This window comes from Bradyrhizobium sp. SPXBL-02, assembly GCF_051853065.1.
GTDB lineage: Bacteria > Pseudomonadota > Alphaproteobacteria > Rhizobiales > Xanthobacteraceae > Bradyrhizobium.
Genome location: NZ_CP182474.1, coordinates 6,564,204 through 6,584,495, shown reverse-complemented (window position 1 = coordinate 6,584,495; position 20,292 = coordinate 6,564,204). Strand labels below are relative to the sequence as shown.

23 protein-coding genes are annotated in these 20,292 nt (G+C 61.9%); 22 read left to right on the top strand and 1 reads right to left on the bottom strand.

All coding sequences use genetic code 11. The annotated features are described in order from the left end of the window. Positions 1-158 precede the first annotated feature (158 nt). The 3 genes from ACNJYD_RS30725 to ACNJYD_RS30715 all read left to right on the top strand — a co-directional run bounded on the left by ACNJYD_RS30725 (position 159) and on the right by ACNJYD_RS30715 (position 2,562). Positions 159-1,079, top strand: coding sequence for a DUF2493 domain-containing protein (locus tag ACNJYD_RS30725; protein WP_439364214.1), 921 nt, complete (start codon positions 159-161; stop codon positions 1,077-1,079). 138 nt (positions 1,080-1,217) lie between these two features. Further along, a complete protein-coding gene (locus tag ACNJYD_RS30720) occupies positions 1,218-1,667 on the top strand; it encodes a hypothetical protein (protein WP_439364213.1) in 450 nt (149 codons plus the stop codon). 574 nt (positions 1,668-2,241) lie between these two features. Further along, positions 2,242-2,562: a DUF736 domain-containing protein gene (locus ACNJYD_RS30715; protein ID WP_439364212.1), complete on the top strand. Its 321-nt coding sequence runs from the start codon at positions 2,242-2,244 to the stop codon at positions 2,560-2,562. A gap of 103 nt (positions 2,563-2,665) precedes the next feature. Here ACNJYD_RS30715 and ACNJYD_RS30710 read toward each other — a convergent pair whose 3' ends face one another. Continuing rightward, a complete protein-coding gene (locus ACNJYD_RS30710; RefSeq protein ID WP_024337241.1) occupies positions 2,666-2,914 on the bottom strand; it encodes a helix-turn-helix domain-containing protein in 249 nt (82 codons plus the stop codon). 146 nt (positions 2,915-3,060) lie between these two features. On the opposite strand from ACNJYD_RS30710, the gene ACNJYD_RS30705 reads away from it, so the two are divergent. The 19 genes from ACNJYD_RS30705 to trbL all read left to right on the top strand — a co-directional run bounded on the left by ACNJYD_RS30705 (position 3,061) and on the right by trbL (position 20,254). Beyond that, the gene (locus ACNJYD_RS30705; protein WP_439364211.1) at positions 3,061-3,333 is read left to right on the top strand and encodes a DUF2285 domain-containing protein; all 273 of its coding nucleotides are present in this window, start codon (positions 3,061-3,063) and stop codon (positions 3,331-3,333) included. A gap of 165 nt (positions 3,334-3,498) precedes the next feature. Next, positions 3,499-3,693: a transcriptional regulator domain-containing protein gene (locus ACNJYD_RS30700; protein ID WP_246515662.1), complete on the top strand. Its 195-nt coding sequence runs from the start codon at positions 3,499-3,501 to the stop codon at positions 3,691-3,693. 136 nt (positions 3,694-3,829) lie between these two features. Next, positions 3,830-4,270 (top strand): DUF2285 domain-containing protein, encoded by a 441-nt coding sequence (locus tag ACNJYD_RS30695; RefSeq protein WP_439364210.1) that lies wholly within the window; start codon positions 3,830-3,832, stop codon positions 4,268-4,270. 133 nt (positions 4,271-4,403) lie between these two features. Then, the gene (locus ACNJYD_RS30690; RefSeq protein WP_008561544.1) at positions 4,404-4,685 is read left to right on the top strand and encodes a helix-turn-helix transcriptional regulator; all 282 of its coding nucleotides are present in this window, start codon (positions 4,404-4,406) and stop codon (positions 4,683-4,685) included. A 22-nt stretch (positions 4,686-4,707) separates the two neighbouring features. After that, positions 4,708-5,589 carry a replication initiator protein A gene (locus ACNJYD_RS30685; RefSeq protein ID WP_439364209.1) on the top strand — a complete coding sequence of 294 codons (882 nt, stop codon included), beginning with the start codon at positions 4,708-4,710 and terminating at the stop codon, positions 5,587-5,589. A gap of 289 nt (positions 5,590-5,878) precedes the next feature. Beyond that, positions 5,879-6,343, top strand: a complete 465-nt coding sequence (locus ACNJYD_RS30680) for a DUF2840 domain-containing protein (RefSeq protein ID WP_439364208.1) — start codon at positions 5,879-5,881, stop codon at positions 6,341-6,343. Next, entirely contained in the window at positions 6,340-6,852 is a 513-nt protein-coding gene (locus tag ACNJYD_RS30675) for a S26 family signal peptidase (protein WP_439364207.1), read from the top strand. The genes ACNJYD_RS30680 and ACNJYD_RS30675 overlap by 4 nt, the downstream gene beginning before the upstream one ends. A gap of 2 nt (positions 6,853-6,854) precedes the next feature. Then, the gene (locus ACNJYD_RS30670) at positions 6,855-7,685 is read left to right on the top strand and encodes a lytic transglycosylase domain-containing protein (protein WP_439367535.1); all 831 of its coding nucleotides are present in this window, start codon (positions 6,855-6,857) and stop codon (positions 7,683-7,685) included. A 385-nt stretch (positions 7,686-8,070) separates the two neighbouring features. Beyond that, positions 8,071-9,834, top strand: coding sequence for a relaxase/mobilization nuclease domain-containing protein (locus tag ACNJYD_RS30665; RefSeq protein WP_439364206.1), 1,764 nt, complete (start codon positions 8,071-8,073; stop codon positions 9,832-9,834). Between the two features lie 35 nt (positions 9,835-9,869). After that, a complete protein-coding gene (locus tag ACNJYD_RS30660; protein ID WP_439364205.1) occupies positions 9,870-11,858 on the top strand; it encodes a conjugal transfer protein TraG in 1,989 nt (662 codons plus the stop codon). Between the two features lie 6 nt (positions 11,859-11,864). Next, a complete protein-coding gene (locus ACNJYD_RS30655) occupies positions 11,865-12,290 on the top strand; it encodes a CopG family transcriptional regulator (protein ID WP_439364204.1) in 426 nt (141 codons plus the stop codon). Positions 12,291-12,424: 134 nt separating this feature from the next. Then, entirely contained in the window at positions 12,425-13,753 is a 1,329-nt protein-coding gene (locus ACNJYD_RS30650; RefSeq protein WP_439364203.1) for an MFS transporter, read from the top strand. Between the two features lie 230 nt (positions 13,754-13,983). Continuing rightward, positions 13,984-14,898 (top strand): P-type conjugative transfer ATPase TrbB, encoded by a 915-nt coding sequence (trbB, locus tag ACNJYD_RS30645; protein WP_439364202.1) that lies wholly within the window; start codon positions 13,984-13,986, stop codon positions 14,896-14,898. Position 14,899: 1 nt separating this feature from the next. Continuing rightward, positions 14,900-15,223, top strand: a complete 324-nt coding sequence (locus tag ACNJYD_RS30640) for a TrbC/VirB2 family protein (protein WP_439364201.1) — start codon at positions 14,900-14,902, stop codon at positions 15,221-15,223. Next, positions 15,223-15,486: a VirB3 family type IV secretion system protein gene (locus ACNJYD_RS30635; protein ID WP_439364200.1), complete on the top strand. Its 264-nt coding sequence runs from the start codon at positions 15,223-15,225 to the stop codon at positions 15,484-15,486. The genes ACNJYD_RS30640 and ACNJYD_RS30635 overlap by 1 nt, the downstream gene beginning before the upstream one ends. Positions 15,487-15,496: 10 nt before the next feature. Continuing rightward, positions 15,497-17,938, top strand: coding sequence for a conjugal transfer protein TrbE (trbE, locus tag ACNJYD_RS30630; RefSeq protein WP_439364198.1), 2,442 nt, complete (start codon positions 15,497-15,499; stop codon positions 17,936-17,938). Continuing rightward, positions 17,935-18,663: a P-type conjugative transfer protein TrbJ gene (gene trbJ, locus ACNJYD_RS30625; protein ID WP_439364197.1), complete on the top strand. Its 729-nt coding sequence runs from the start codon at positions 17,935-17,937 to the stop codon at positions 18,661-18,663. Before trbE ends, trbJ begins: the two co-directional genes overlap by 4 nt. Further along, the gene (trbK-alt, locus tag ACNJYD_RS30620; RefSeq protein ID WP_439364196.1) at positions 18,663-19,031 is read left to right on the top strand and encodes a putative entry exclusion protein TrbK-alt; all 369 of its coding nucleotides are present in this window, start codon (positions 18,663-18,665) and stop codon (positions 19,029-19,031) included. Before trbJ ends, trbK-alt begins: the two co-directional genes overlap by 1 nt. Then, entirely contained in the window at positions 19,028-20,254 is a 1,227-nt protein-coding gene (gene trbL / locus ACNJYD_RS30615) for a P-type conjugative transfer protein TrbL (protein WP_439364195.1), read from the top strand. The genes trbK-alt and trbL overlap by 4 nt, the downstream gene beginning before the upstream one ends. Positions 20,255-20,292 lie beyond the last annotated feature (38 nt).

Below are 20,292 nucleotides of genomic sequence, written 5' to 3'. Positions count from 1 at the left end.
AAACCAGCGCGCTTTGCATCGCGAAGCAAAATAGCCGGCCTCCGCCATCCTCCGCTGCCGCTTCGGCCCTTTCGGGTTCTGGCCCGCTCCGCCCGCCGTCTGAGTGATCGCCACGAAGGCCGCGATGGGCGCGGCCGATCCGGCAAAGGGTCCCTCCAATGACCGACCACGATGACATCGAACCGCCGCACGCCACATCTGCGACCGAACACGTTCTTACCGAATTGCAGCTCTTCGGTTACCGCCCCTTCGACGAGCCCGATCCACGGCCGCTGCCCGAGGGCAGGATCATTACCGGTGCCGTCGCTGACATCTTCGATGCCCTGGTCGCCACGTTGAGCGACACGCGGCTCGAGCTGGACCTCGATGATCTGCTCTGGTCGACTGTCAACCTATTCCATCGTGCCGTCGACCGCATCGGTCGCCAACTCGACGACAACGAACAGGCGCAGCAGAAGAGCCAGCGCGAGCAGAATGGCTCCGAGGTACGATCAGTCGAACTCGAGCGCTTGACGGCCGAGGGCATCACGTTGATCGAGCGCCGCAACTGCCTTGAGCTCTTCCGCGACCAGGCCATCGAACGCTTCGAGACTCACACCGGATCGTCCTGGCGCCCTCGATCGGGATCGCTGGTGAATCACCGCACGCTGACTGCAGCGATGATCGACTCCCGTGATTTCATGGCTGCCAAGCGTCGCGCTGAAACCGAGGTCATACTGCCCTCTGGGCCGAAGATCGCGCTCACCGGCGGGCTCGACTTCAATGATCACCACCTCATCTGGGACCGCCTCGACAAGGTCTACGCCAAGCATCCGGACATGGTCCTCCTCCACGGCGGCTCGCCCAAAGGGGCGGAGCTTATCGCTTCCAAATGGGCGACCACTCGCAAGGTGCCACAGATCGCATTTAAGCCCGATTGGACCAAGCACGCCAAGGCGGCGCCCTTCAAGCGCAACGACGCCATGCTCGAACTCCTGCCGATCGGCGTCATGCATTTCCCGGGCACGGGAATCCAGGACAACCTCGCCGACAAGGCGAAGCGGCTCGGCATCCCCGTCTGGAGGTTCGGCGGCGCGTGAGCGCTGCCTTCTCGCCTCCAGCGTGAACGCGGAGTTGCATGCGCCGCAACTCTGCCTCGTTTCGACCCTATGTCCAGGTTGCGCCGTGGTGGTGGTGGAAGGCGCAACTGGTACATCTATGCACATGGAGCCACCACCATGCTCGCTATTGGGCTTGTTCTCAACGCACTCGGCATCGGCCTATTCTGCTGGGCGATTTTCGCGCTCGCAGTGTATGCCCTGCCGTTTTTCGTCGCGCTGAGTATCGGGATGACGGCGTTGCAGAGCGGCGCCGGCCTCGTTGGCGCGCTGCTTATCGGAACAGCCGGCGGTGCGCTGACGCTTTTCCTCGGCCAGGTCGTCTTTGCTGTTAGTCGGCCCTCGGCCTTGCGCATCGCGATCGCGACAGCATTTGCTGTTCCCGCCGCTGTCGCCGGTTATCATGTGGTGTTCGCGGTGTCCGATATCGGAGTGCCTTCGCCGGCTTGGCGTGAGGTCTTCGCTTACCTCGGCGCAGTCTGCATTGGCGTTACGTCATGGACGCGCTTGATGGTTTTGGCGAAGTCCCGCCCGTTCGAGCAGGGCGGGGTGGTGGAGAACCCGTCCTAAGCAGTTCTAACGGCCGCATGGCCCGAGGGGATGACCGTTCACCGCCTTCGTCGTCGAATAGGTTCGCGTAGATCGGCGCGCTGAGCGATGAACAAGGCCTGATCGCGGGAGAGGCAATCCTCCTCCGAACTCCTCGATCAAGCCGCCGGCATCCGGTCTGGCCCACGCAGCCGCGGCGGAGCGGTGTTGCCTCAATCCGTTCGTGGGAGACGATGCCGCCCCTTGCAGCAGATTGTTTCTCTTTCCACGCTGAATCGTTCCGACCTCTTGTTCATCAAAACCGAGATAGCCACGCTTCTCCAGACATTGTGGTTCAGCACGCGGACGCACGTGGCCTCGTTGATGGCTTGATCTGGCCGAAGACCGGCTTCGCCTCGATCGTCTGAGCCGCAACGCCGTTGATGCGACTTTCTTCCCCTGGGCTTCGCCCATTCCTCGCGAGACAAGAAAGTCGCCACAACGACGTCCTCCGCTGCGCTCCGGCCCGAGCGGGTGCGTCGCCGATCGTCCTCGGCCCTAGATCGCCATCGAGGCCGCGGTGGTCGCGGGCTCGAAACACAACAGGAGAAGTGACATGGCTAACATCGGTTCTTTCAAGAAGGTCGGTAACGAATTCCAGGGCGGGATCGTGACCCTGAGCCTGAAGGCCAAGGGCGTCCGCATCGTCGCCGAGACCAACCGATCCAACGACAACGCTCCCAGCCACCGCATCTATGTGGGGCGCGCGGAGATCGGCGCGGCCTGGTCGAAGCGCTCCGAAGAGGGCCGCGACTACCTCTCGCTCAAGCTCGACGACCCCTCGTTCAACGCGCCGATCTACGCCAACCTATTCGACGACGAAGGCGGTGAAGGCTACACCCTGCTCTGGTCGCGGCCGCGCAAGACCGGTGAGTAAGGCCACTCCACCAAGCCCCGTCCGGTCCGCCGGGCGGGGCTTCTCATCCTTCCAGGCGTCAGTGAGCGCGAACCGGCCGCCGGATCGAGCGACTCGGCATCAATCACTCGGCCTGCCCCCGAGTCCTTTTCTTGGTGCTTGTGGGCGGGCGAGTGAGCAGGTCGGCGGCCTCGACACCCAGGCTGCGCGCGAGCCGATCGACAACGTCAATACCCGCCGCATAAACGCTTCGCTCGAGTGCGCTGATATAAGTGCGGTCAATTTCAGCACGATGAGCCAATTCCTCCTGTGACAGGCCACGGGCCTGCCGGAGCTTCCGCAAATTGATTGCAAGTATCTCGCGTATATCCATACGCGAGAGGGCATGTCCTTGAAGAGTATTTCACCACGGAGTATTCTCGACAAAACACCCTCCGGGCGGCTCCCGCGACAGTTTTAACGCTTCTGCTCCTTCCGGCCCGCGTGTTAGAAATTGTCTAATCTAAGGCGTGGAGTCTTATGAGGAAGCCACCGCTCGACCCAGACGTCGCCGATGCTGCGCCTGCAGATCAAATTCTCACTGCCTACGATGAGCGGCATGTGGTGACCTACATGCGCCTTCTGCAGGCCGAAAGCGAAGGAGCTGACTGGATGGAAGTCGCTCGAATCGTGCTGCATATCGATCCGGTGCGAGAGCCGGATCGTGCGCGGACCGCATATCAGAGTCATCTCGCGCGCGCGAAATGGGTGACCGAGCAGGGACGCCTCTTGCGCGGCACCGGCTCAAAATAGAAGAAAACCGTCGGCTGCCGACTTGCAGGCAGAACTATTTTCTTTTGCTGACCGGTGGTCATTCCAGTGCACCACGTGGTGCCAAACTAGGGGCTTCCTACAACCGCCTCGTTCATACCTATTGCGGCGCAATCGTTGTTAGCAGCGTGCAATGGGGCGGAAGCAATGCCTGAATTCGACTGGCGGTCGCCGGAATCCTATAAGAGCCTACAAGACGCTGAAATCACCGACATCGCTTGGGAATGTCTTCGCCGCAATGCGGACTATCGACGCGAATATGAGGCGATGATCGCCAGTAGTCCTGATGGCGAAGTGACCGCAGAATTCAGGAGGAGGTGGGGTCTCTGCTTTCGCCCATGACCCGCAGAGGTCCTTCGACGAACAGACGATCTTTTGGGCGCCTGAGGTTTTAGCGGCGGTCGTTCCGGTCAAGGTGGCAACGGCGGCGGACAGCAGGTCGTCGTCTCAGCCACTGCTCGACCTTACGGCTGGCCAGATGCGCCGCGCTGTCGACGGCTGGCATGCCGTGCTGCGGATTGGCGCGGTAGATCACCGCGTCTGGTCTAAAGACGCGCCGGTGCTCGGCGCATCATATGCGGCCGAGTTGCCGTTTGATGGCGATTTGGAAGCGCGCGCCTATGCAGCCCGGCGGTTGTGGCGTGCGATCAATGGACGCGCGCCAGGTCCTGCCTTTCATCAACTGTCGAAACAGCGGTGCGAGCGCTTGAGGGCTGCGATCCGTGCGCTCGACGCGCACGGCGCGGGCGCAAGCTATCGCGTTATCGCCGAAGTAATGTTCGGCAAGAAACGCATCCCCGATCGCGCCTGGAAGACGCATGACCTGCGCAATCGAACAATCCGCCTGGTGCAAGGCGGCCTCGCGTTGATGCGCGGTGGTTACCGCAAACTTCTGCGGCCTGGGCGCAGGGACGAGTAGTGCAGTCCCCGAGGGGTGCCGAAGACCGCCCCCTCCATATTCGGCATCACCCTCCGAGATCCTGCTCCTCCATGATGACCGCACACACGCCGGCCTAGCCAAGCGTAGTGCGCTGTCATCCTGGAGTTCTCAAATGCCCGATCCGATGGCCGGTCTCCCCCCGCGATTCCTGCGTACGCCTGAGGCCGCGCGTTACCTTGGTCTGTCCGGCCGCACGCTGGAGAAGCACCGCACGTACGGCACCGGACCGACATATCGGAAGATTGGCGGACGTGTCGTCTACGCCGTCGATGACCTGAAAGCGTGGGCCGACCGCGGCGCCAAGACGTCGACATCGGATCCCGGCAAGGGGACCGTGCTGCCCGCCAAGAAGCATCCCGCGCTGCGCCCGTATGCGGGCCAGGAACGCCGCTGACCGCCTCGCGAGAGCAGTGACCATGCGGCGCAAACTCCATTCCGAGCGCGATCAGCTTGAGCTCTTTCGGGCGCTGCCCGGTGATCTCGCGCCACGCGATGCACAGGATTTGATGGCCTACCCGTTCTTTTCCCTCGCAAAAACCAAACGGATTGTGCCGATCGATTTCCGCGCGGGTGCGATCTCAATTCGTGTCGAAGCCGTGCCGGAACACGGCATGGCGACGATCTGGGATGCAGACGTTCTGATCTGGGCCGCGTCCCAGATCGTCCAAGCCCGTGATACTGGCTTGAAGACGTCGCGCCTGATGGCTGCAACGCCTTACGAGATTTTGACATTTGTGGGCCGCGGCACCAGCGCACGTGACTATGACCGCCTGAAGGCTGGTCTTGACAGACTTCAGTCAACGACCGTGCTGACGTCGATCCGTCAACCGGCAGAACGGCGACGCCATCGCTTCTCCTGGATCAACGAGTGGAAGGAGACGGCGGATGCAAATGGCCGCCCATTCGGGCTCGAGCTGATCCTGCCGGATTGGTTCTACGCCGGCGTCATCGACGACGCGCTCGTGCTGACGATCGACCGCGCCTATTTCGAGCTCACGGGCGGACTTGAGCGGTGGCTCTACCGCCTCGTGCGCAAGCACGGCGGCCGCCAGGATGGGGGCTGGAGCTTTGACCTTCTGCATCTCCATGCCAAATCGGGCATCCTCTCGCCGCTCAAGCATTTTGCTTACGACGTGCGTCAGATCGTCCAGCGTCAGACATTGCCCGGCTATCAGCTCGTGCTCACGCGCGATCCTGATGGCACCGAGCGGCTGAACTTCGCGCCTACGCCTGTTGATCCTTTAACCGCACGCTTGCGTCGGCGCGGTCTCATTCCAAATTCGGAGGACAACCTGTGAATCCGCTCGTGCTATCGGGGACCGCGACCCTCGTGCTATCGGGGACCCGATCCTCGTGCTATCGGGGACCGGAATCGGGCTTAAGAGCTTGTTTCTCCGCGCTTTCCGGCCGCTCTAACTTTACTAACCAGAAATCCTTCGGATTTCTTCTAACGCACCAGGCCGAAAAACTCGTTGGAGGCGATCGGCAGCAGCAGGCCGCCAGTCCTGTTTGGCTCTCCAAGTCGCATACGCTATTCGCCGAACCCCATGCTTACGGCTGCCAACTCCAGCGTCAGGGAGCCGCGGCATGAGCGATCTCACGGAAGTGGAAGTTCTGTGGCTTGAGAAGCGTATCGAAAACCGCATTCGGTTCGGTCGAGTTGTTGCGGAACGGAAGCTTGATCGCCATCGGCGCGTCCTGTCATTTGCGCCCGGCAGCATCTTTGCCTTCGTCCGATGGACCTCGAACGACTTTGGGACGATCATTTCGCGGATCGATATCTTGCGCGCGGTCGCGCCTGGACAGCGCTGCTCGACTGTCCCTTATGTAACACCCGGCGGAGAGATTTTGCTGCGTCTGTCCGGCTGGCCGAAGGTTGAGCGAGTGCTGCAAATGACCGATGCCGTTGAGGCACTCGGCATCGAACCAGCTGATGTCGCGCCTGATCATTGGCATCACGTTCATAACCGCCTGTCCGTCAACGAAAACCCGCGCCCCTATACGAAAGCGCGCCATCAGGCCTGGCTTCATCGCCAAAAGGTGATGCGATGATGGGCCGCCTCATGATGCTGGCCGTGACGATTGGGGTCGCTACTGCGCTCATCGCGACAATCGTCCTGGAGCCGCTTCCGCTTTACATCTGGAACGCATCCGCGAGCGTGCCGATCGGTCTCTACCGCCTCCGACCGGCGGACCAATTCCAAGTCACTGAATTGGTCGCTGTGCAGCCGCCGGAGCCGCTGGCGACCTTCCTCGACCTTAACGGCTATTTGCCCGTCGGTGTCCCCATGCTCAAGCGAGTCTTGGCGCTACCAGGGCAGACGGTTTGCAGGAGCGAGCTCACGATTTTGGTCGATACCATCGCGGTGGGCGAAGCGCGGGATCGCGATGGACGCGGCCGGCCGCTGCCGAAATGGCAGGGCTGCCGCGTCGTCGGCGACGACGAACTGTTTCTGATGAACTGGCAGTCGGACGACTCCCTTGATGGCCGGTATTTTGGATTTCTTCCGGCATCTAGCGTGATCGGTCGTGCGGTGCCGGTGTGGACCTGGGAGGAGTGATCGTGCGTATTCGACGTGTTCTCCTCGCCATTCCCTTGTTCGATCGTTTGCGGGATCATTGCTCTGTCTCGATCGATGTCTGCAAGGCTGGCGCGAGCCCGACCGCGTGCTCGGGTCGGTTGGGCACGCGCGTTTGTGCTGTCGTATCCCTGATGCTTCTTCAGACCGCGTTCGACAGCGCTGCTTTGGCCCAGAGCGGATCAGCCGCCCAGCTGGCGATCAGTCAGACCGCAGACTCATTTGCCGGCTTCATCAATGAAGCCTCTCAACGCTTTGGAATTGCGCCGAACTGGATCCGGTCAATCCAAAGCATCGAGAGTGCTGGTGACGTGCGCGCCAGATCGCCAAAAGGCGCAATGGGCCTGATGCAAATCATGCCGGCGACTTGGACGGATCTTCGCGAGCGCTACAAGCTCGGGAACGACCCCTACGACCCGCACGACAACGTTCTGGCCGGGACGGCGTACTTGCGCGAACTGCTCGATCGGTATGGCTCACCTGGCGTGTTTGCCGCCTACAACGCGGGACCATCTCGCTATGAAGAGCATCTCGCAGGCGGCTCTCTGCCAGACGAGACGCGAGCATACGTCGCAAAGCTTGCAAATCTACTTGCCATCGAACTGCCGCCGAGGTGGACGTCCAGCGGACCGTCATCATCAACTGCGACGCTATTCGTCACGCGATCCGATCTCATGGAACCGCGTGATCGGTTGCTGGCGCTTGTGCCGTCGGGCGGTGTCACGACTGCAATCTCAGTGCACGAAGTGTCGCCCATGGCTCCTCAATCTATTGGCGTGTTCGTCCCTCGATTGGATTCGGGAGCATCGCAATGACTAACTGTGCGAGTTCGCAAGCTGATGGCGTGTGGGCGATGCCTTCGGCCCGCGCTCTACTCGTCGCTTCGCTCCTCACCGAGCCACCCTTCGGGTGTCTCGGCCCTTCGGGTAACGATCGCTATCGCAAGCGCTCGGAGGCAGTGGGGGCTTCGCGAGTTGGCTGCCAAGTCGCGGCGGCTCTTCCGGGAACCGGCGATCGGGAAACCACGACGGCAGGACGGCGAGATAAAAGGGGCTCGCCTGTCGAACCGCAAGCCATTGGCATGGCTTGTGTTCTGGCGTGCCGGTCGGTCGGGGCGCGTGCCGCGCCTCGCATTTTGACGAATGCAATCAAAGGCGTTTTCGGCACCGTGCGCAATTTTGATCGTTGGGAGATCCTGCCGTGAGCGTGAGCGACAGCGACCTGCGTATTCGGCCTGGGCGCATTCGCAATACCCGCGCGCCGAAGCCCAAGAGCTTCATCAATCAGGTGCTGCGTGCCGCGAAGAGAGCAGGGCACACCTCGGGTCAGACCGGGACTGGCAGGCGTTCGGCGGCCTATGGGCGCTCGACGTTCGGCCGGGGGCGCCTCGCCTTTAGCCGCGCCAGATTGTTCAGCCCGACGCGGCGCGTCGTGGTGAAGGCGCGGGTGGTTCGTCATAAGGGGCGAGCCTTCCGTTCAGCGCCAATGACCTCCCACCTCTCATATCTGAAGCGCGACGGCGTGACCCGGAGCGGTGAGCGGGCCGAGATGTTCGATGCCGGCGGCGACCATGCCGATAGCGCTGCTTTCGCGGAACGGTGCAAGGACGACCGGCATCATTTCAGGTTCATCGTCTCACCGGAGGATGCGGGCGACATGACCGATCTCAAGGCCTTCACCCGCGATCTCGCCGAGCAGATGGAGGCTGATCTCGGCACGCGGCTCGACTGGGTGGCTGTCGATCATTGGAACACCGACAACCCTCATGTTCATCTTCTCGTTCGGGGAGTAGATGAGGAAGGGGCCGATCTCGTGATCTCCCGCGACTACATCAGCCAAGGCCTGCGCTCACGAGCCGAGGAACTGGTCGCCATCGAACTGGGTCCAAAGCCTGAGCGCGAGATCCGGAATTCGCTGGAGAGGGAAGTCACAGCTGAACGATGGACGCGACTGGACCGGGAAATCCGGCTGGCGGCCGATGAGACCGGCTACATCGATCTTCGGCCGGAGAATTCCGGCAAGTCCGATCCCGAGATCCGGCGCCTGATGGTCGGTCGCCTTCAATATTTGGAGAAGATGGGCCTTGCCGCATCCGCCGCACCAGGGGGATGGATGGTGGGGCTCGAGGCCGAGCGTTGCTTGCGCGACCTCGGCATGCGCGGCGACATCATCAAGACCATGCATCGCGCCTTTACCGAGCGTGGGGAAGCGCGCGGCGTTGCTGACTTCGTCATCGAGGGCGGACAGCCGACATCTCAGATCCTCGGACGACTGGTCGACCGTGGATTGCATGACGAGCTGACTGGCGAGGCCTACGCCCTGATCGACGGTGTAGACGGACGCGCGCACCACGTGTGCTTCCGAGGGCTCGAGGCTTTCGACCACGCACCACCAGTCGGCGGCATCGTCGAAGTCCGACGCTTCGGTCAAACCGGCGATCCGCGCCCCACACTGATAATGGCGACTCGTTCCGATCTCGATCTCGGTGGGCAGGTTACTGCAAAAGGGGCCACCTGGCTCGACCATAGACTCGTCGAACGCGACCCCATGCCGCTCGCCATGGGCGGTTTCGGGCGCGAGACCCGCGAGGCCATGGAAGCCCGTACCGAGCATCTGATCCAGGAAGGCCTGGCGCGGCGACAGGGTCAACGCATCATCCTGCAGCGCGATCTCCTGGACACGTTGCGCAGACGCGAACTGGACGAGGTGGCAGCGAAGGTCTCGGCTGACACCGGCCTGATTCGCGTGAATGCCGTCTCCGGGGAGCACGTGGCGGGCAGGTATCGCCAGCGGCTGACGCTCACCTCGGGACGTTTCGCCATGATCGATAATGGGCTCGGCTTCCAGCTCGTGCCCTGGTCGCGCGAACTCGAGAAGAGGCTCGGCCAACACGTCACCGGGGTCGTGAAGGACGGCGGTGGCATCGAATGGGGCTTTGGTCGCAAGCGCGACCTCGGCCTCTAGCAATCTCTCCAATTCAGTTACGGAAGGGGTTCGGGATGTCCGGAACCAAGATCCTCTGGGGGCAGGTGATCGTTGTCGGCCTGATCGTCTTGCTGGCCATCTGGGGAGCAACCGAGTGGACGGCGTGGCGGCTCGCCTGGCAACCCGAGCTTGGGCGACCCTGGTTCGAACTGTTGGGCTTCAAGATCTATTATCCGCCGATCTTCTTCTGGTGGTGGTTCGTCTACGATGCCTATGCGCCGCAGGTCTTTGTCGAGGGCGCCTTCATCGCAGCGTCCGGGACCTTCGTTTCGATCGCGGTGGCAATCGGCATGTCCGTGTGGCGGGCGCGTGAAGCCAAGAATGTCGAGACCTATGGTTCGGCGCGCTGGGCCGATGTTGAAGAGGTCCGGGCGGCCGGACTTCTTGGTCCGGATGGCGTGGTCCTCGGCAAGCTCGACCGCGACTACCTTCGCCATGACGGACCGGAGCACGTCTTGTGTTTTGCACCCACCCGATCCGGCAAGGGCGTCGGTCTTGTCGTCCCCTCCCTGCTGGCTTGGCCCGGCTCGGCCATCGTCCATGACATCAAGGGGGAGAACTGGCAGCTGACCGCGGGCTTTCGCTCGCGGCATGGCAGAGTCTTGTTGTTCGACCCCACCAATCCGAAATCCTCGGCCTACAATCCGCTCCTCGAGGTCAGGCGCGGGGAGTGGGAGGTTCGCGACGTCCAGAACGTCGCCGACGTCCTCGTCGACCCCGAAGGCTCACTCGACAAGCGGAACCATTGGGAGAAGACCAGTCATTCGCTCCTGGTCGGCGCCATCCTCCATGTCCTCTATGCTGAGGCGGACAAAACTTTGGCCGGCGTGGCGGCCTTCCTGTCCGATCCGAAGCGGCCGATCGAGGCGACACTAAAGGCGATGATGACAACCGCGCATCTTGGCGGGCAGGGCGCCCATCCCGTTGTCGCCTCGACCGCACGCGAACTCCTCAACAAGTCCGAGAATGAACGCTCTGGCGTCCTGTCCACCGCAATGTCGTTCCTCGGACTTTATCGCGATCCCGTGGTGGCCCAGGTGACCCGCCGTTGCGACTGGCGGATAGCCGATCTGATCGCAGATAGCCGCCTTGCAACGCTGTACCTTGTGGTGCCCCCCTCGGATATCTCCCGGACCAAGCCGCTGATCCGCCTGGTGCTGAATCAGATCGGCCGGCGCCTGACCGAAGATCTGCACGCCCGCGACCGCCGGCATCGAGTCCTGATGATGCTCGACGAATTCCCAGCGCTCGGGCGGCTTGATTTCTTCGAATCCGCGCTCGCCTTCATGGCGGGCTACGGCATCAAGAGTTTCCTAATCGCTCAGTCTCTCAATCAGATCGAAAAGGCTTACGGGCCTAACAACGCGATCCTCGATAACTGCCATGTCCGGGTCAGCTTCGCGACCAACGACGAGCGGACCGCCAAGCGGGTCTCCGACGCGCTGGGCACGGCGACCGAGATGCGCGCGATGAAGAACTACGCCGGGCACAGGCTGAACCCGTGGCTCGGGCACCTGATGGTCTCACGGCAGGAGACTGCGAGGCCGCTGCTGACCCCGGGCGAGGTCATGCAGCTTCCGCCGATGGACGAGATCGTCATGGTGGCAGGGACGGCGCCGATCCGGGCGAAGAAGGTCCGCTACTACGAGGATCGGCGGTTCACCGAGCGGGTGCTGCCGCCCCCCAATCCGGCGAGCGCCGGCCGATCATCGCGAACGGACGGTTGGTCAGCGCTCGGACCGTTGAAGCCGACGGCAGGTCCAACTGACAGAGCCACGGAGGCCGAGGAAGATCCGGCGAATAGCGGGCTCCGTCGTGAGCCAGAACTCCCTGATCACGTCGCGATCGCCAAGGAAACGACCGAACCAACGCCGGCAGAGGAATTTGCTGCCGTTCTTGACGATGACGAGGATGCGGTCCGGCAGTCACGGCTCATGCGCCAACAGATGCGTGGCGTCGCGCGTCAGGTCGCTATGGATCCGAATGACGGTATGGAGCTCTGAGGCAATATGCGCGACCGGATGAACGTCTACTTTCCGCCGGAGTTGCTGAAACAGATCTCGGACCTCGCCGATCGCAAGAAGCTTTCCCGCTCTGCGATCGTGGAAGCGGCTGTTGCCTCCTTTCTTTCACCCGACGGAGCAGACAGGCGGGAGGCAGCGTTCGCCCGGCGCCTCGATCGACTGTCGCGTCAGATGCAGAGATTGGAGCGCGACGTAGGTTTGACGGCCGAAAGCTTGGCGCTCTTCATACGGTTCTGGCTGACGATCACGCCGCCACTGCCCAATGACGCGCAGGCGGCCGCGCAAGCAAAAGGTCGGGAGCGGTTTGAAGGATTTGTCGAGGCACTCGGCCGCCGCCTGCAAAAGGGGCAAAGCTTTCTCCGCGAGATCCCGGAAGATATCCGCCGTCAGGAACCAGTCGACGAATCCTGACCGAGCGTCATGGATGCGCAAACGCACCGACCCTTCTTTTCCTACGCCAGCCTACGACCGCAGTGATTTAGCCGCACCGACGAAAAGCTAGTCACGCTATCGGCTTGCACGAGCTGACAGCAAGAGGGGCCAGCATGCAGATTTCAGGGGCATGGCGCCTCACCGCGCGCGTATTTCTCCCGTTTGCGGTTGGATACTATCTTTCGTATCTGTTTCGAACGATCAACGCTTTGATCGCCAGTCATCTCACCTCGGATGCTGGGCTTGGGGCTGCCGACCTTGGGTTGCTTACCTCGGTCTATTTCCTCGTTTTCGCGGCGGCGCAGATCCCCATCGGCATATTGTTGGACCGCTTTGGTCCGCGCCGCATCCAGAGTGTTCTGCTCCTGCTCGCAGCAGTGGGCGCCGGACTGTTCGCAGTATCGAGCGGCTTCCTGTCCCTTTTGATCGCGCGTGCAATGATCGGGTTTGGTGTTGCTGGAGCGCTGACGGCTGGACTGAAGTCCATCGTCATCTGGTTCCCCAGGGAGCGAGTTGCTTTGCTGAACGGCTATATGGTCATGCTGGGATCGCTAGGAGCGGTGACCGCTACGGTTCCCGTCGAACACCTGCTCGCTTGGACGGGCTGGCGGCAGCTCTTTGAGATCCTGGCGGCCGCCACCGGTGCGACGGCCATTCTCATCTATGTCGTGGTGCCCGAGCGGGTCATTGTCCCATCAACAGCGCGCGCCACCCTTGGCTCCGTTTTTGCCGATCGTCGCTTCTGGCGAGTGGCCCCATTTTCGGCGACTTGCATTGGATCAGCCTGGTCTCTGCAAGGACTGTGGGCATCACCATGGCTGACCGACGTGGAGGGGCTTGATCGGGCAAGTCTCGTAAGACAGCTGTTCATAATGTCGATTGTTTTGAGCTGCGGCGCCTTGTTGTTCGGGATGACCGTTCATTACGTTAAACGAAGGGGCATCGGGGCGGAGACGGTATTAGCGACGGTTGCGGTGCTGTTTGTCGCAGCCGAACTAGCTTTGATCCTGCGATTGCCTCTGCCGTCCATCTTGCCCTGGTCCGTTGTCGCAATTGCCGGAACGGCAACGGTGGTCAGCTTCGCGGTAATAGCAGATTACTTTCCGCCGGAGCTTGCCGGTCGTGCCAACGGCGCCCTAAACGTCTTGCACTTTGCTTGGGCGTTCCTGGCGCAATACGTGACAGGCCTGATCCTAGAGCAATGGACCGCGATCGATGGTCATCGGCCGGTCCAGGCCTATCAAGTTGCGTTCGGCCTAAACGTCGCATTGCAGATCGCGGCCTTGGCCTGGTTCGTGCTGTCTTGGCGCCGATCCGTCGCCTCATGGATGAGTTCAATTTCTTTCTTCATGCCTGCTAGTATCTCCGACGCTGTTGAGTCAGTGGGCCTGTATGAGAATTCGGTCGTCCTCCTGCCTGCTGATGACGATGCGGAGTGGTGAACAGCAGCTCGCGCTGAGCCAATGCGACTGAGTAGCCGTCAAATACCGGTTTTCAGTCTTTCTTTTTCTACGCCAGTCTACGATCACCGAACCCACTTGTTGCGCAAAGTTCGTCGGTGCCTTCTCTAATCATCCCCACATGAGGACGCTTGTTGGACGTCCTCATTTGGTGGGGGCGAACAGTGGTAATCCATTCAATTCAATCGGAAGCGAGTTCGCGCGGTGCGCGAATGCTGCGTAGCGCGCTCGGCTCCGCGATTGCCGGCTACCTCGAAGACGAAGCGATCATCGAGGTGATGCTCAATCCCGATGGGCGGCTGTGGATCGACCGGTTGTCGAGCGGCCTGATCGACACTGGCGAAACTCTGTCGACAGCGGATGGCGAACGCATCGTTCGCCTGGTAGCGCATCATGTGGGCGCCGAGGTGCATGCCGCCTCGCCACGGGTTTCGGCCGAACTGCCCGGGACCGGCGAGCGCTTCGAAGGTCTGTTGCCTCCGGTCGTTGCAGCACCGGCCTTTGCAATCCGCAAGCCCGCCGTCGCCGTGTTTACGCTCGACGACTACGTCGCCAGGCGCATCATGACCTCGGAGCAGGCCAAGACCCTGCAGGACGCGGTCGCCGCACGGAAGAACATCCTTGTCGCTGGCGGGACATCGACGGGCAAGACCACGTTGACGAATGCGCTTCTGGCCGAGGTGGCGAAGACCTCCGATCGTGTCGTGCTGATCGAGGACACCCGCGAGCTGCAGTGCAGGGCGCCCAATCTCGTAGCGCTGCGGACCAAGGACGGCGTGGCGACGCTGTCGGATCTCGTCCGCTCGTCCCTCCGACTGCGTCCTGACCGCATCCCGATTGGCGAAGTCCGAGGTGCCGAAGCACTCGATCTCCTCAAGGCCTGGGGCACCGGCCATCCCGGCGGCATCGGTACCATCCATGCTGGCACTGCGCTCGGCGCGCTGCGCCGGCTCGAGCAGCTCATCCAGGAAGCCGTCATCACGGTTCCGCGCGCCCTGATCGCCGAGACCATCAACCTCGTCGCCGTGCTGGTGGGACGCGGCGCTGACCGCCACCTCGCTGAACTAGCCGCCGTCTCAGGGCTGGGTGCCACCGGTGACTACAGCCTTTCAACAGCAGGAGACTGACATGCGTCAGCAATTTCGCTTTCTTCGAGGTACATCGTTAGCCGCCTACGGCACCATGTTTTTGGCAGTTCAGCCCGCATGGGCGGCTGGCTCGAACATGCCGTGGGAGCAGCCACTCAATCAAATCTTGCAGTCGGTTGAAGGACCGGTCGCCAAGATCATCGCCGTCATCATCATCGTTGTGACTGGGCTCACGCTCGCGTTCGGGGACTCGTCAGGTGGTTTCCGCAGGCTGATCCAGATCGTGTTCGGTCTGTCGATCGCGTTTGCCGCCTCGAGCTTCTTCCTGTCGTTCTTCTCGTTCGGCGGCGGTGTGGTGGTCTGATGGATGATCAGGTGGCAGGTTTTTTTGTACCCGTTCACCGCGCGCTCACTGAGCCAATCTTGATGGGTGGCGCGCCGCGGTCCGTTGCCATCGTGAACGGTACGCTTGCGGCAGCCCTGGGTCTGGGGCTGCGGCTCTGGATCGCGGGTCTGGTCCTCTCGTTCATCGGCCACGTGGCCGCCGTCTGGGCCGCCAAGCGCGACCCCGCTTTTGTCGATGTGGTGCGCCGACATCTGCGCATCCCCGGTCATCTCAACACCTGAGCTCTCGGTCATGATGAACCTTGCCGAATATCGCCATTCCAACGCGCGGCTCGCCGACTTCATGCCCTGGGCAGCCCTGGTCGACGGGGGACTCATCCTGAACAAGGACGGCTCGTTCCAGCGGACGGCGAAGTTCCGGGGGCCTGACCTCGATAGCGCAGTGCCGGCTGAACTTGTCGCCGTCGCCGGCCGCTTGAATAACGCCTTGCGTCGCCTGGGATCCGGCTGGGCCGTGTTCGTTGAGGCGCAGCGCCATTTTGCGGGAGCCTATCCTCCGAGCACCTTTCCGGATGTCGCATCCGCGCTGGTCGACGCGGAGCGCAGAGCTCAATTTGAAGAGGCGGGCACCCACTATGAGTCCAGTTATTTCCTGACCTTCCTCTATTTGCCCCCGGAGGAGGGGGCTGCCAAGGCAGAACGACTTCTCTATGAGGGCCGGGATCGCACCGTTGGCGCAGACGCGCGCGAGGTTCTCCGCGGATTTATCGACCAAACCAACCGCGTGCTTCAACTCGTCGAAGGGTTCATGCCGGAATGCGCCTGGCTCGATGATCAGGACACGCTGACCTATCTGCACTCGACGATCTCGACCAAGCGTCATCGCGTTCGCGTGCCCGAGATTCCGATGTACATCGATGCGCTGTTGGCCGACCAGCCGCTGACCGGCGGGCTCGAGCCGATGTTGGGCTCAGCCAAATTGAGGGTTCTGACGATAGTCGGCTTTCCGGGAGCGACGACGCCGGGGATTCTGGATGACCTCAATCGCCTGCCGTTTTCTTATCGATGGTCGACCCGTGCCATCATGCTCGACAAGACGGATGCCACCAAGCTGTTGACCAAGATTCGGCGGCAGTGGTTCGCCAAGCGGAAATCCATCGGCGCCATCCTCAAGGAGGTCATGACAAACGAGGCGTCGACGCTGCTGGATACTGACGCCCACAACAAGGCGCTTGATGCCGACGCGGCGTTGCAGGAACTGGGGTCCGATCAGATCGGACAAGCCTTTGTCACTGCGACCATCACTGTCTGGGACCTTGATCCCAATGCCGCCGATGAAAAGCTCCGCCTGGTCGAGAAGGTCATTCAAGGCCGCGATTTCACCTGCATGATCGAGACGGTGAATGCCGTCGAAGCCTGGCTCGGTGGTTTGCCGGGCCACGTGTACGCCAATGTGCGGCAGCCACCGGTGTCGACCCTCAACCTCGCCCACATGATTCCGATGTCGGCCGTGTGGGCCGGCGAGGTGAGGGATTTGCACTTCAAGGGTCCGCCGCTTCTGTTTGGGAAGACCGAGGGATCGACCCCATTCCGATTCTCCCTCCACGTCGGCGACGTCGGCCACACGCTCGTGGTCGGGCCGACAGGTGCCGGCAAGTCGGTCCTGCTGGCTCTGATGGCGCTACAGTTCCGTCGTTACCCGAACTCGCAGGTCTTTGCGTTCGATTTCGGCGGTTCGATCCGGGCAGCCGCGCTCGCCATGGGTGGCGACTGGCATGATCTCGGCGGTGCGTTGTCTGACGGGAACGAAGACCCTGTCGCTCTGCAACCATTGGCCTGGATCGACGATCCTAATGAGCGCGGATGGGCCACGGAATGGATCGGCGCGATCCTGGCGCGGGAAAAGGTCGAGATCACGCCGGAGGTCAAGGATCATCTTTGGTCGGCGCTCACTTCTCTTGCTTCGGCACCGAGGGAGGAGCGCACCCTCACGGGCCTCTCAGTCTTGCTGCAATCCAATTCCCTGAAAAAGGCCCTGCAACCCTATTGCCTGGGTGGTCCCTCTGGACGTTTGCTCGATGCAGAATTTGAGCGCCTTGGCGAGGCGTCGGTCCAGGCATTTGAGACCGAAGGCTTGATCGGAACGAGCGCTGCCCCGGCCGTGCTGGCGTACCTCTTCCATCGTATCGGTGATCGTCTCGATGGTCGGCCGACACTCCTCATTGTCGATGAAGGCTGGCTTGCCCTCGACGACGAGGACTTTGCCGGCCAGCTCCGCGAATGGCTGAAGACGCTTCGGAAGAAGAATGCGTCCGTCATATTCGCTACGCAGTCGCTCTCGGACATCGATGGATCCGCGATTGCGCCGGCTATCATCGAAAGCTGCCCAACGCGATTGTTGCTGCCGAATGAACGGGCGATCGAACCGCAGATCACTGCCATCTACCGCCGTTTCGGCCTCAACGACCGGCAGATCGAGCTTCTGAGCCGGGCAACGCCGAAGCGCGACTACTACTGCCAGTCCCGTCGCGGCAACCGGATGTTCGAACTTGGCCTTGGTGAGATTGCGCTCGCATTCACTGCGGCCTCTTCCAAGACCGACCAGGCTGCCATCGCGCAGCTCCTGGCCGAACATGGATCTGACGGCTTCGTACCGGCCTGGCTCCAGCACCGCGGTTTGGCCTGGGCCCTCGACTTGATTCCCGATCTCGTCAATCTGGAGAAATCGCTATGAGGCGTCTTGGTCTGTTGGCGGCCGCTAGCACCATCTCTCTCCTGCTTGGCGTCACGGTGCCCGCACGGGCGCTGATCGTATTCGATCCCAACAACTACGTTCAGAACGTCCTGACAGCTGCGCGGGAACTCCAGCAGATCAACAATCAGATCACCTCGTTGCAGAACGAGGCGCAGATGCTGATCAACCAGGCAAAAAACCTGGCCAACCTGCCGTACTCGTCGCTGCAGCAACTGCAATCTTCGATCCAGCGGACTCAGCAATTGCTGGCCCAGGCCCAGCGCATTGCCTACGACGTCCAGCAGGTCGATCATGCCTTCTCGACGAGCTACGCGCCAGCTACCAGGAGCCAGTCGGATCAGTTGCTGATCGCCAATGCTCAATCGCGTTGGCAGAATTCGTATGCCGCAACGCATGACGCGCTTCGTGTCCAGGCCGGCATCGTTGGCAACCTCGACACTAACCGCGTCCAGACCTCCGCGCTCGTCAGTTCAAGCCAAGGCGCTAGCGGTGCTTTGCAGGCAACACAGGCCGGCAATCAGATTCTCGCACTGAATGCGCAGCAACTCGCCGACCTCACGGCTGTTGTGACGGCGCAGGGCAGGGCGCAAAGCCTTGAAGCAGCGCAACGCGCGGCGGCCCAGGACCAGGGCCGCGAACAGCTTCGTCGGTTCCTGACACCGGGGCAGGGCTATCAATCATCCAACGTGAAGATGTTCCACTAATGACCGGCGTGAGAGCATTCAAGGCGCTGTCGCTGCTTACGACAATCGGCCTAGTGGCCGTCGCTGCCTGGACGATTCAACTGCGTGGGGGAAACGATGCTCCGCCGGCACAGAAGGCGGAGCAGACGACAGATGCAACCAGCTCCGACTTGGCGCGCTGCCGCAGCGTCACTGCGGGGGAAACGGCAGGCTATCGGCATTGCCAGCAGATTTGGGCCGAGAACCGGCGCCGCTTCTTTGGCAAGAAAGATGGCGCCGTAGCTGCCGGCCATGCTGACTCCGCCAGTTCGATACCTGCCTCAAAGGATCAAAGCCGGATCCCGCAGGGATATCCGAACCTGGTGACACCTGAGGCAAGCAAGCCATGACTGGTACGGGGATCATTGACCAGTTTCTGGAGACGTTCACGCGCTATATCGACAACGGGTTCGGGCTGCTGGGGAGCGATGTCGGATATCTCGCAACGACCCTTGCTGCGATCGACATCACACTTGCCGCGCTGTTCTGGAGTTGGGGAACGAACGAGGACATCATCGCGCGCCTCGTCAAGAAAACGCTCTTCGTAGGCGTCTTTGCCTACCTCATCGGCAACTGGAACAGTCTGGCGCGCATCGTCTTCGAGAGCTTCGCCGGCCTTGGACTGAAAGCATCCGGCGCAAACTTATCGGCATCGGATTTCCTGCGACCGGGAAAGATCGCTCAAGTTGGCCTCGACGCCGGCCGACCGCTGCTCGACTCGATCTCGAACCTGATGGGCTACATCAGTTTCTTCGAGAATTTCGTCCAGATCGTCGTTCTCCTGTTCGCGTGGGTCGTGGTGCTGCTCGCCTTCTTCATTCTGGCGATCCAGCTCTTCGTCACCCTGATCGAGTTCAAGCTCACGACGCTGGCCGGCTTCGTACTCATTCCTTTTGGCTTGTTCGGCAAGACCGCATTCGCGGCGGAGCGCGTTCTGGGCAACGTCATATCTTCTGGCATCAAGATCCTGGTCCTGGCCGTCATCGTCGGCATCGGCTCGACCCTGTTCTCGCAGTTCACAGCTGGTTTCGTCGGTGCACAGCCGACCATCGAAGACGCGATGACGCTGGTGCTCGCGGCGCTTTCCTTGCTAGGCCTCGGCATCTTCGGTCCGGGTATCGCAAACGGCCTGGTGTCGGGCGGATCTCAATTGGGCGCCGGTGCCGCGATTGGAACAGGCCTTGCTGCCGGCGGCATTGTTGCGGCGGGCGCAGGTCTTGCTGCCGGCGGTGCTGGTCTCGCTGGCGGTGCGGTTGCAGGCGCCGCGCGCGGTGGCGGCTCGGTTATAAGCGGAGCATCGGCCGCCTATCGAAGCGGCGGCCTTACCGGCTTGGCGGAGGCGGGCAGCTCGGCTGCGATGAGTCCATTGCGTCGAGCAGCTACTGCGTTCGGACGTAGCCAAGCGGGTGATCAGGGCGCGAGCGCCGCGGCCGAAGGGCAGCCTGATTGGGCTCGCCGCATGAAGCGCGCCGAGACCATTCGGCATGGTGCCTCGGCCGCTGGCCACGCCGTCCGCTCGGGCGATCATGGTGGCAGCGGCTCCTCCGTCGATCTGTCCGAAGGAGAACGCTGAGACGCACCACTGCACCTCCGCCGCCCAGTAGCGCCTCA

Coding starts and splice junctions, on each gene's coding strand:
- ACNJYD_RS30690 (WP_008561544.1), top strand. CDS start 4,404: ATGCCCGATCCGATGGCCGGTCTCCCCCCGCGATTCCTGCGTACGCCT.
- ACNJYD_RS30640 (WP_439364201.1), top strand. CDS start 14,900: ATGCGTCAGCAATTTCGCTTTCTTCGAGGTACATCGTTAGCCGCCTAC.
- trbJ (WP_439364197.1), top strand. CDS start 17,935: ATGAGGCGTCTTGGTCTGTTGGCGGCCGCTAGCACCATCTCTCTCCTG.
- ACNJYD_RS30725 (WP_439364214.1), top strand. CDS start 159: ATGACCGACCACGATGACATCGAACCGCCGCACGCCACATCTGCGACC.
- ACNJYD_RS30650 (WP_439364203.1), top strand. CDS start 12,425: ATGCAGATTTCAGGGGCATGGCGCCTCACCGCGCGCGTATTTCTCCCG.
- trbL (WP_439364195.1), top strand. CDS start 19,028: ATGACTGGTACGGGGATCATTGACCAGTTTCTGGAGACGTTCACGCGC.
- trbB (WP_439364202.1), top strand. CDS start 13,984: ATGCTGCGTAGCGCGCTCGGCTCCGCGATTGCCGGCTACCTCGAAGAC.
- trbK-alt (WP_439364196.1), top strand. CDS start 18,663: ATGACCGGCGTGAGAGCATTCAAGGCGCTGTCGCTGCTTACGACAATC.
- ACNJYD_RS30635 (WP_439364200.1), top strand. CDS start 15,223: ATGGATGATCAGGTGGCAGGTTTTTTTGTACCCGTTCACCGCGCGCTC.
- trbE (WP_439364198.1), top strand. CDS start 15,497: ATGATGAACCTTGCCGAATATCGCCATTCCAACGCGCGGCTCGCCGAC.
- ACNJYD_RS30700 (WP_246515662.1), top strand. CDS start 3,499: ATGCCTGAATTCGACTGGCGGTCGCCGGAATCCTATAAGAGCCTACAA.
- ACNJYD_RS30705 (WP_439364211.1), top strand. CDS start 3,061: ATGAGGAAGCCACCGCTCGACCCAGACGTCGCCGATGCTGCGCCTGCA.
- ACNJYD_RS30720 (WP_439364213.1), top strand. CDS start 1,218: ATGCTCGCTATTGGGCTTGTTCTCAACGCACTCGGCATCGGCCTATTC.
- ACNJYD_RS30655 (WP_439364204.1), top strand. CDS start 11,865: ATGCGCGACCGGATGAACGTCTACTTTCCGCCGGAGTTGCTGAAACAG.
- ACNJYD_RS30715 (WP_439364212.1), top strand. CDS start 2,242: ATGGCTAACATCGGTTCTTTCAAGAAGGTCGGTAACGAATTCCAGGGC.
- ACNJYD_RS30710 (WP_024337241.1), bottom strand. CDS start 2,914: ATGGATATACGCGAGATACTTGCAATCAATTTGCGGAAGCTCCGGCAG.
- ACNJYD_RS30685 (WP_439364209.1), top strand. CDS start 4,708: ATGCGGCGCAAACTCCATTCCGAGCGCGATCAGCTTGAGCTCTTTCGG.
- ACNJYD_RS30675 (WP_439364207.1), top strand. CDS start 6,340: ATGATGGGCCGCCTCATGATGCTGGCCGTGACGATTGGGGTCGCTACT.
- ACNJYD_RS30695 (WP_439364210.1), top strand. CDS start 3,830: ATGCGCCGCGCTGTCGACGGCTGGCATGCCGTGCTGCGGATTGGCGCG.
- ACNJYD_RS30680 (WP_439364208.1), top strand. CDS start 5,879: ATGAGCGATCTCACGGAAGTGGAAGTTCTGTGGCTTGAGAAGCGTATC.
- ACNJYD_RS30660 (WP_439364205.1), top strand. CDS start 9,870: ATGTCCGGAACCAAGATCCTCTGGGGGCAGGTGATCGTTGTCGGCCTG.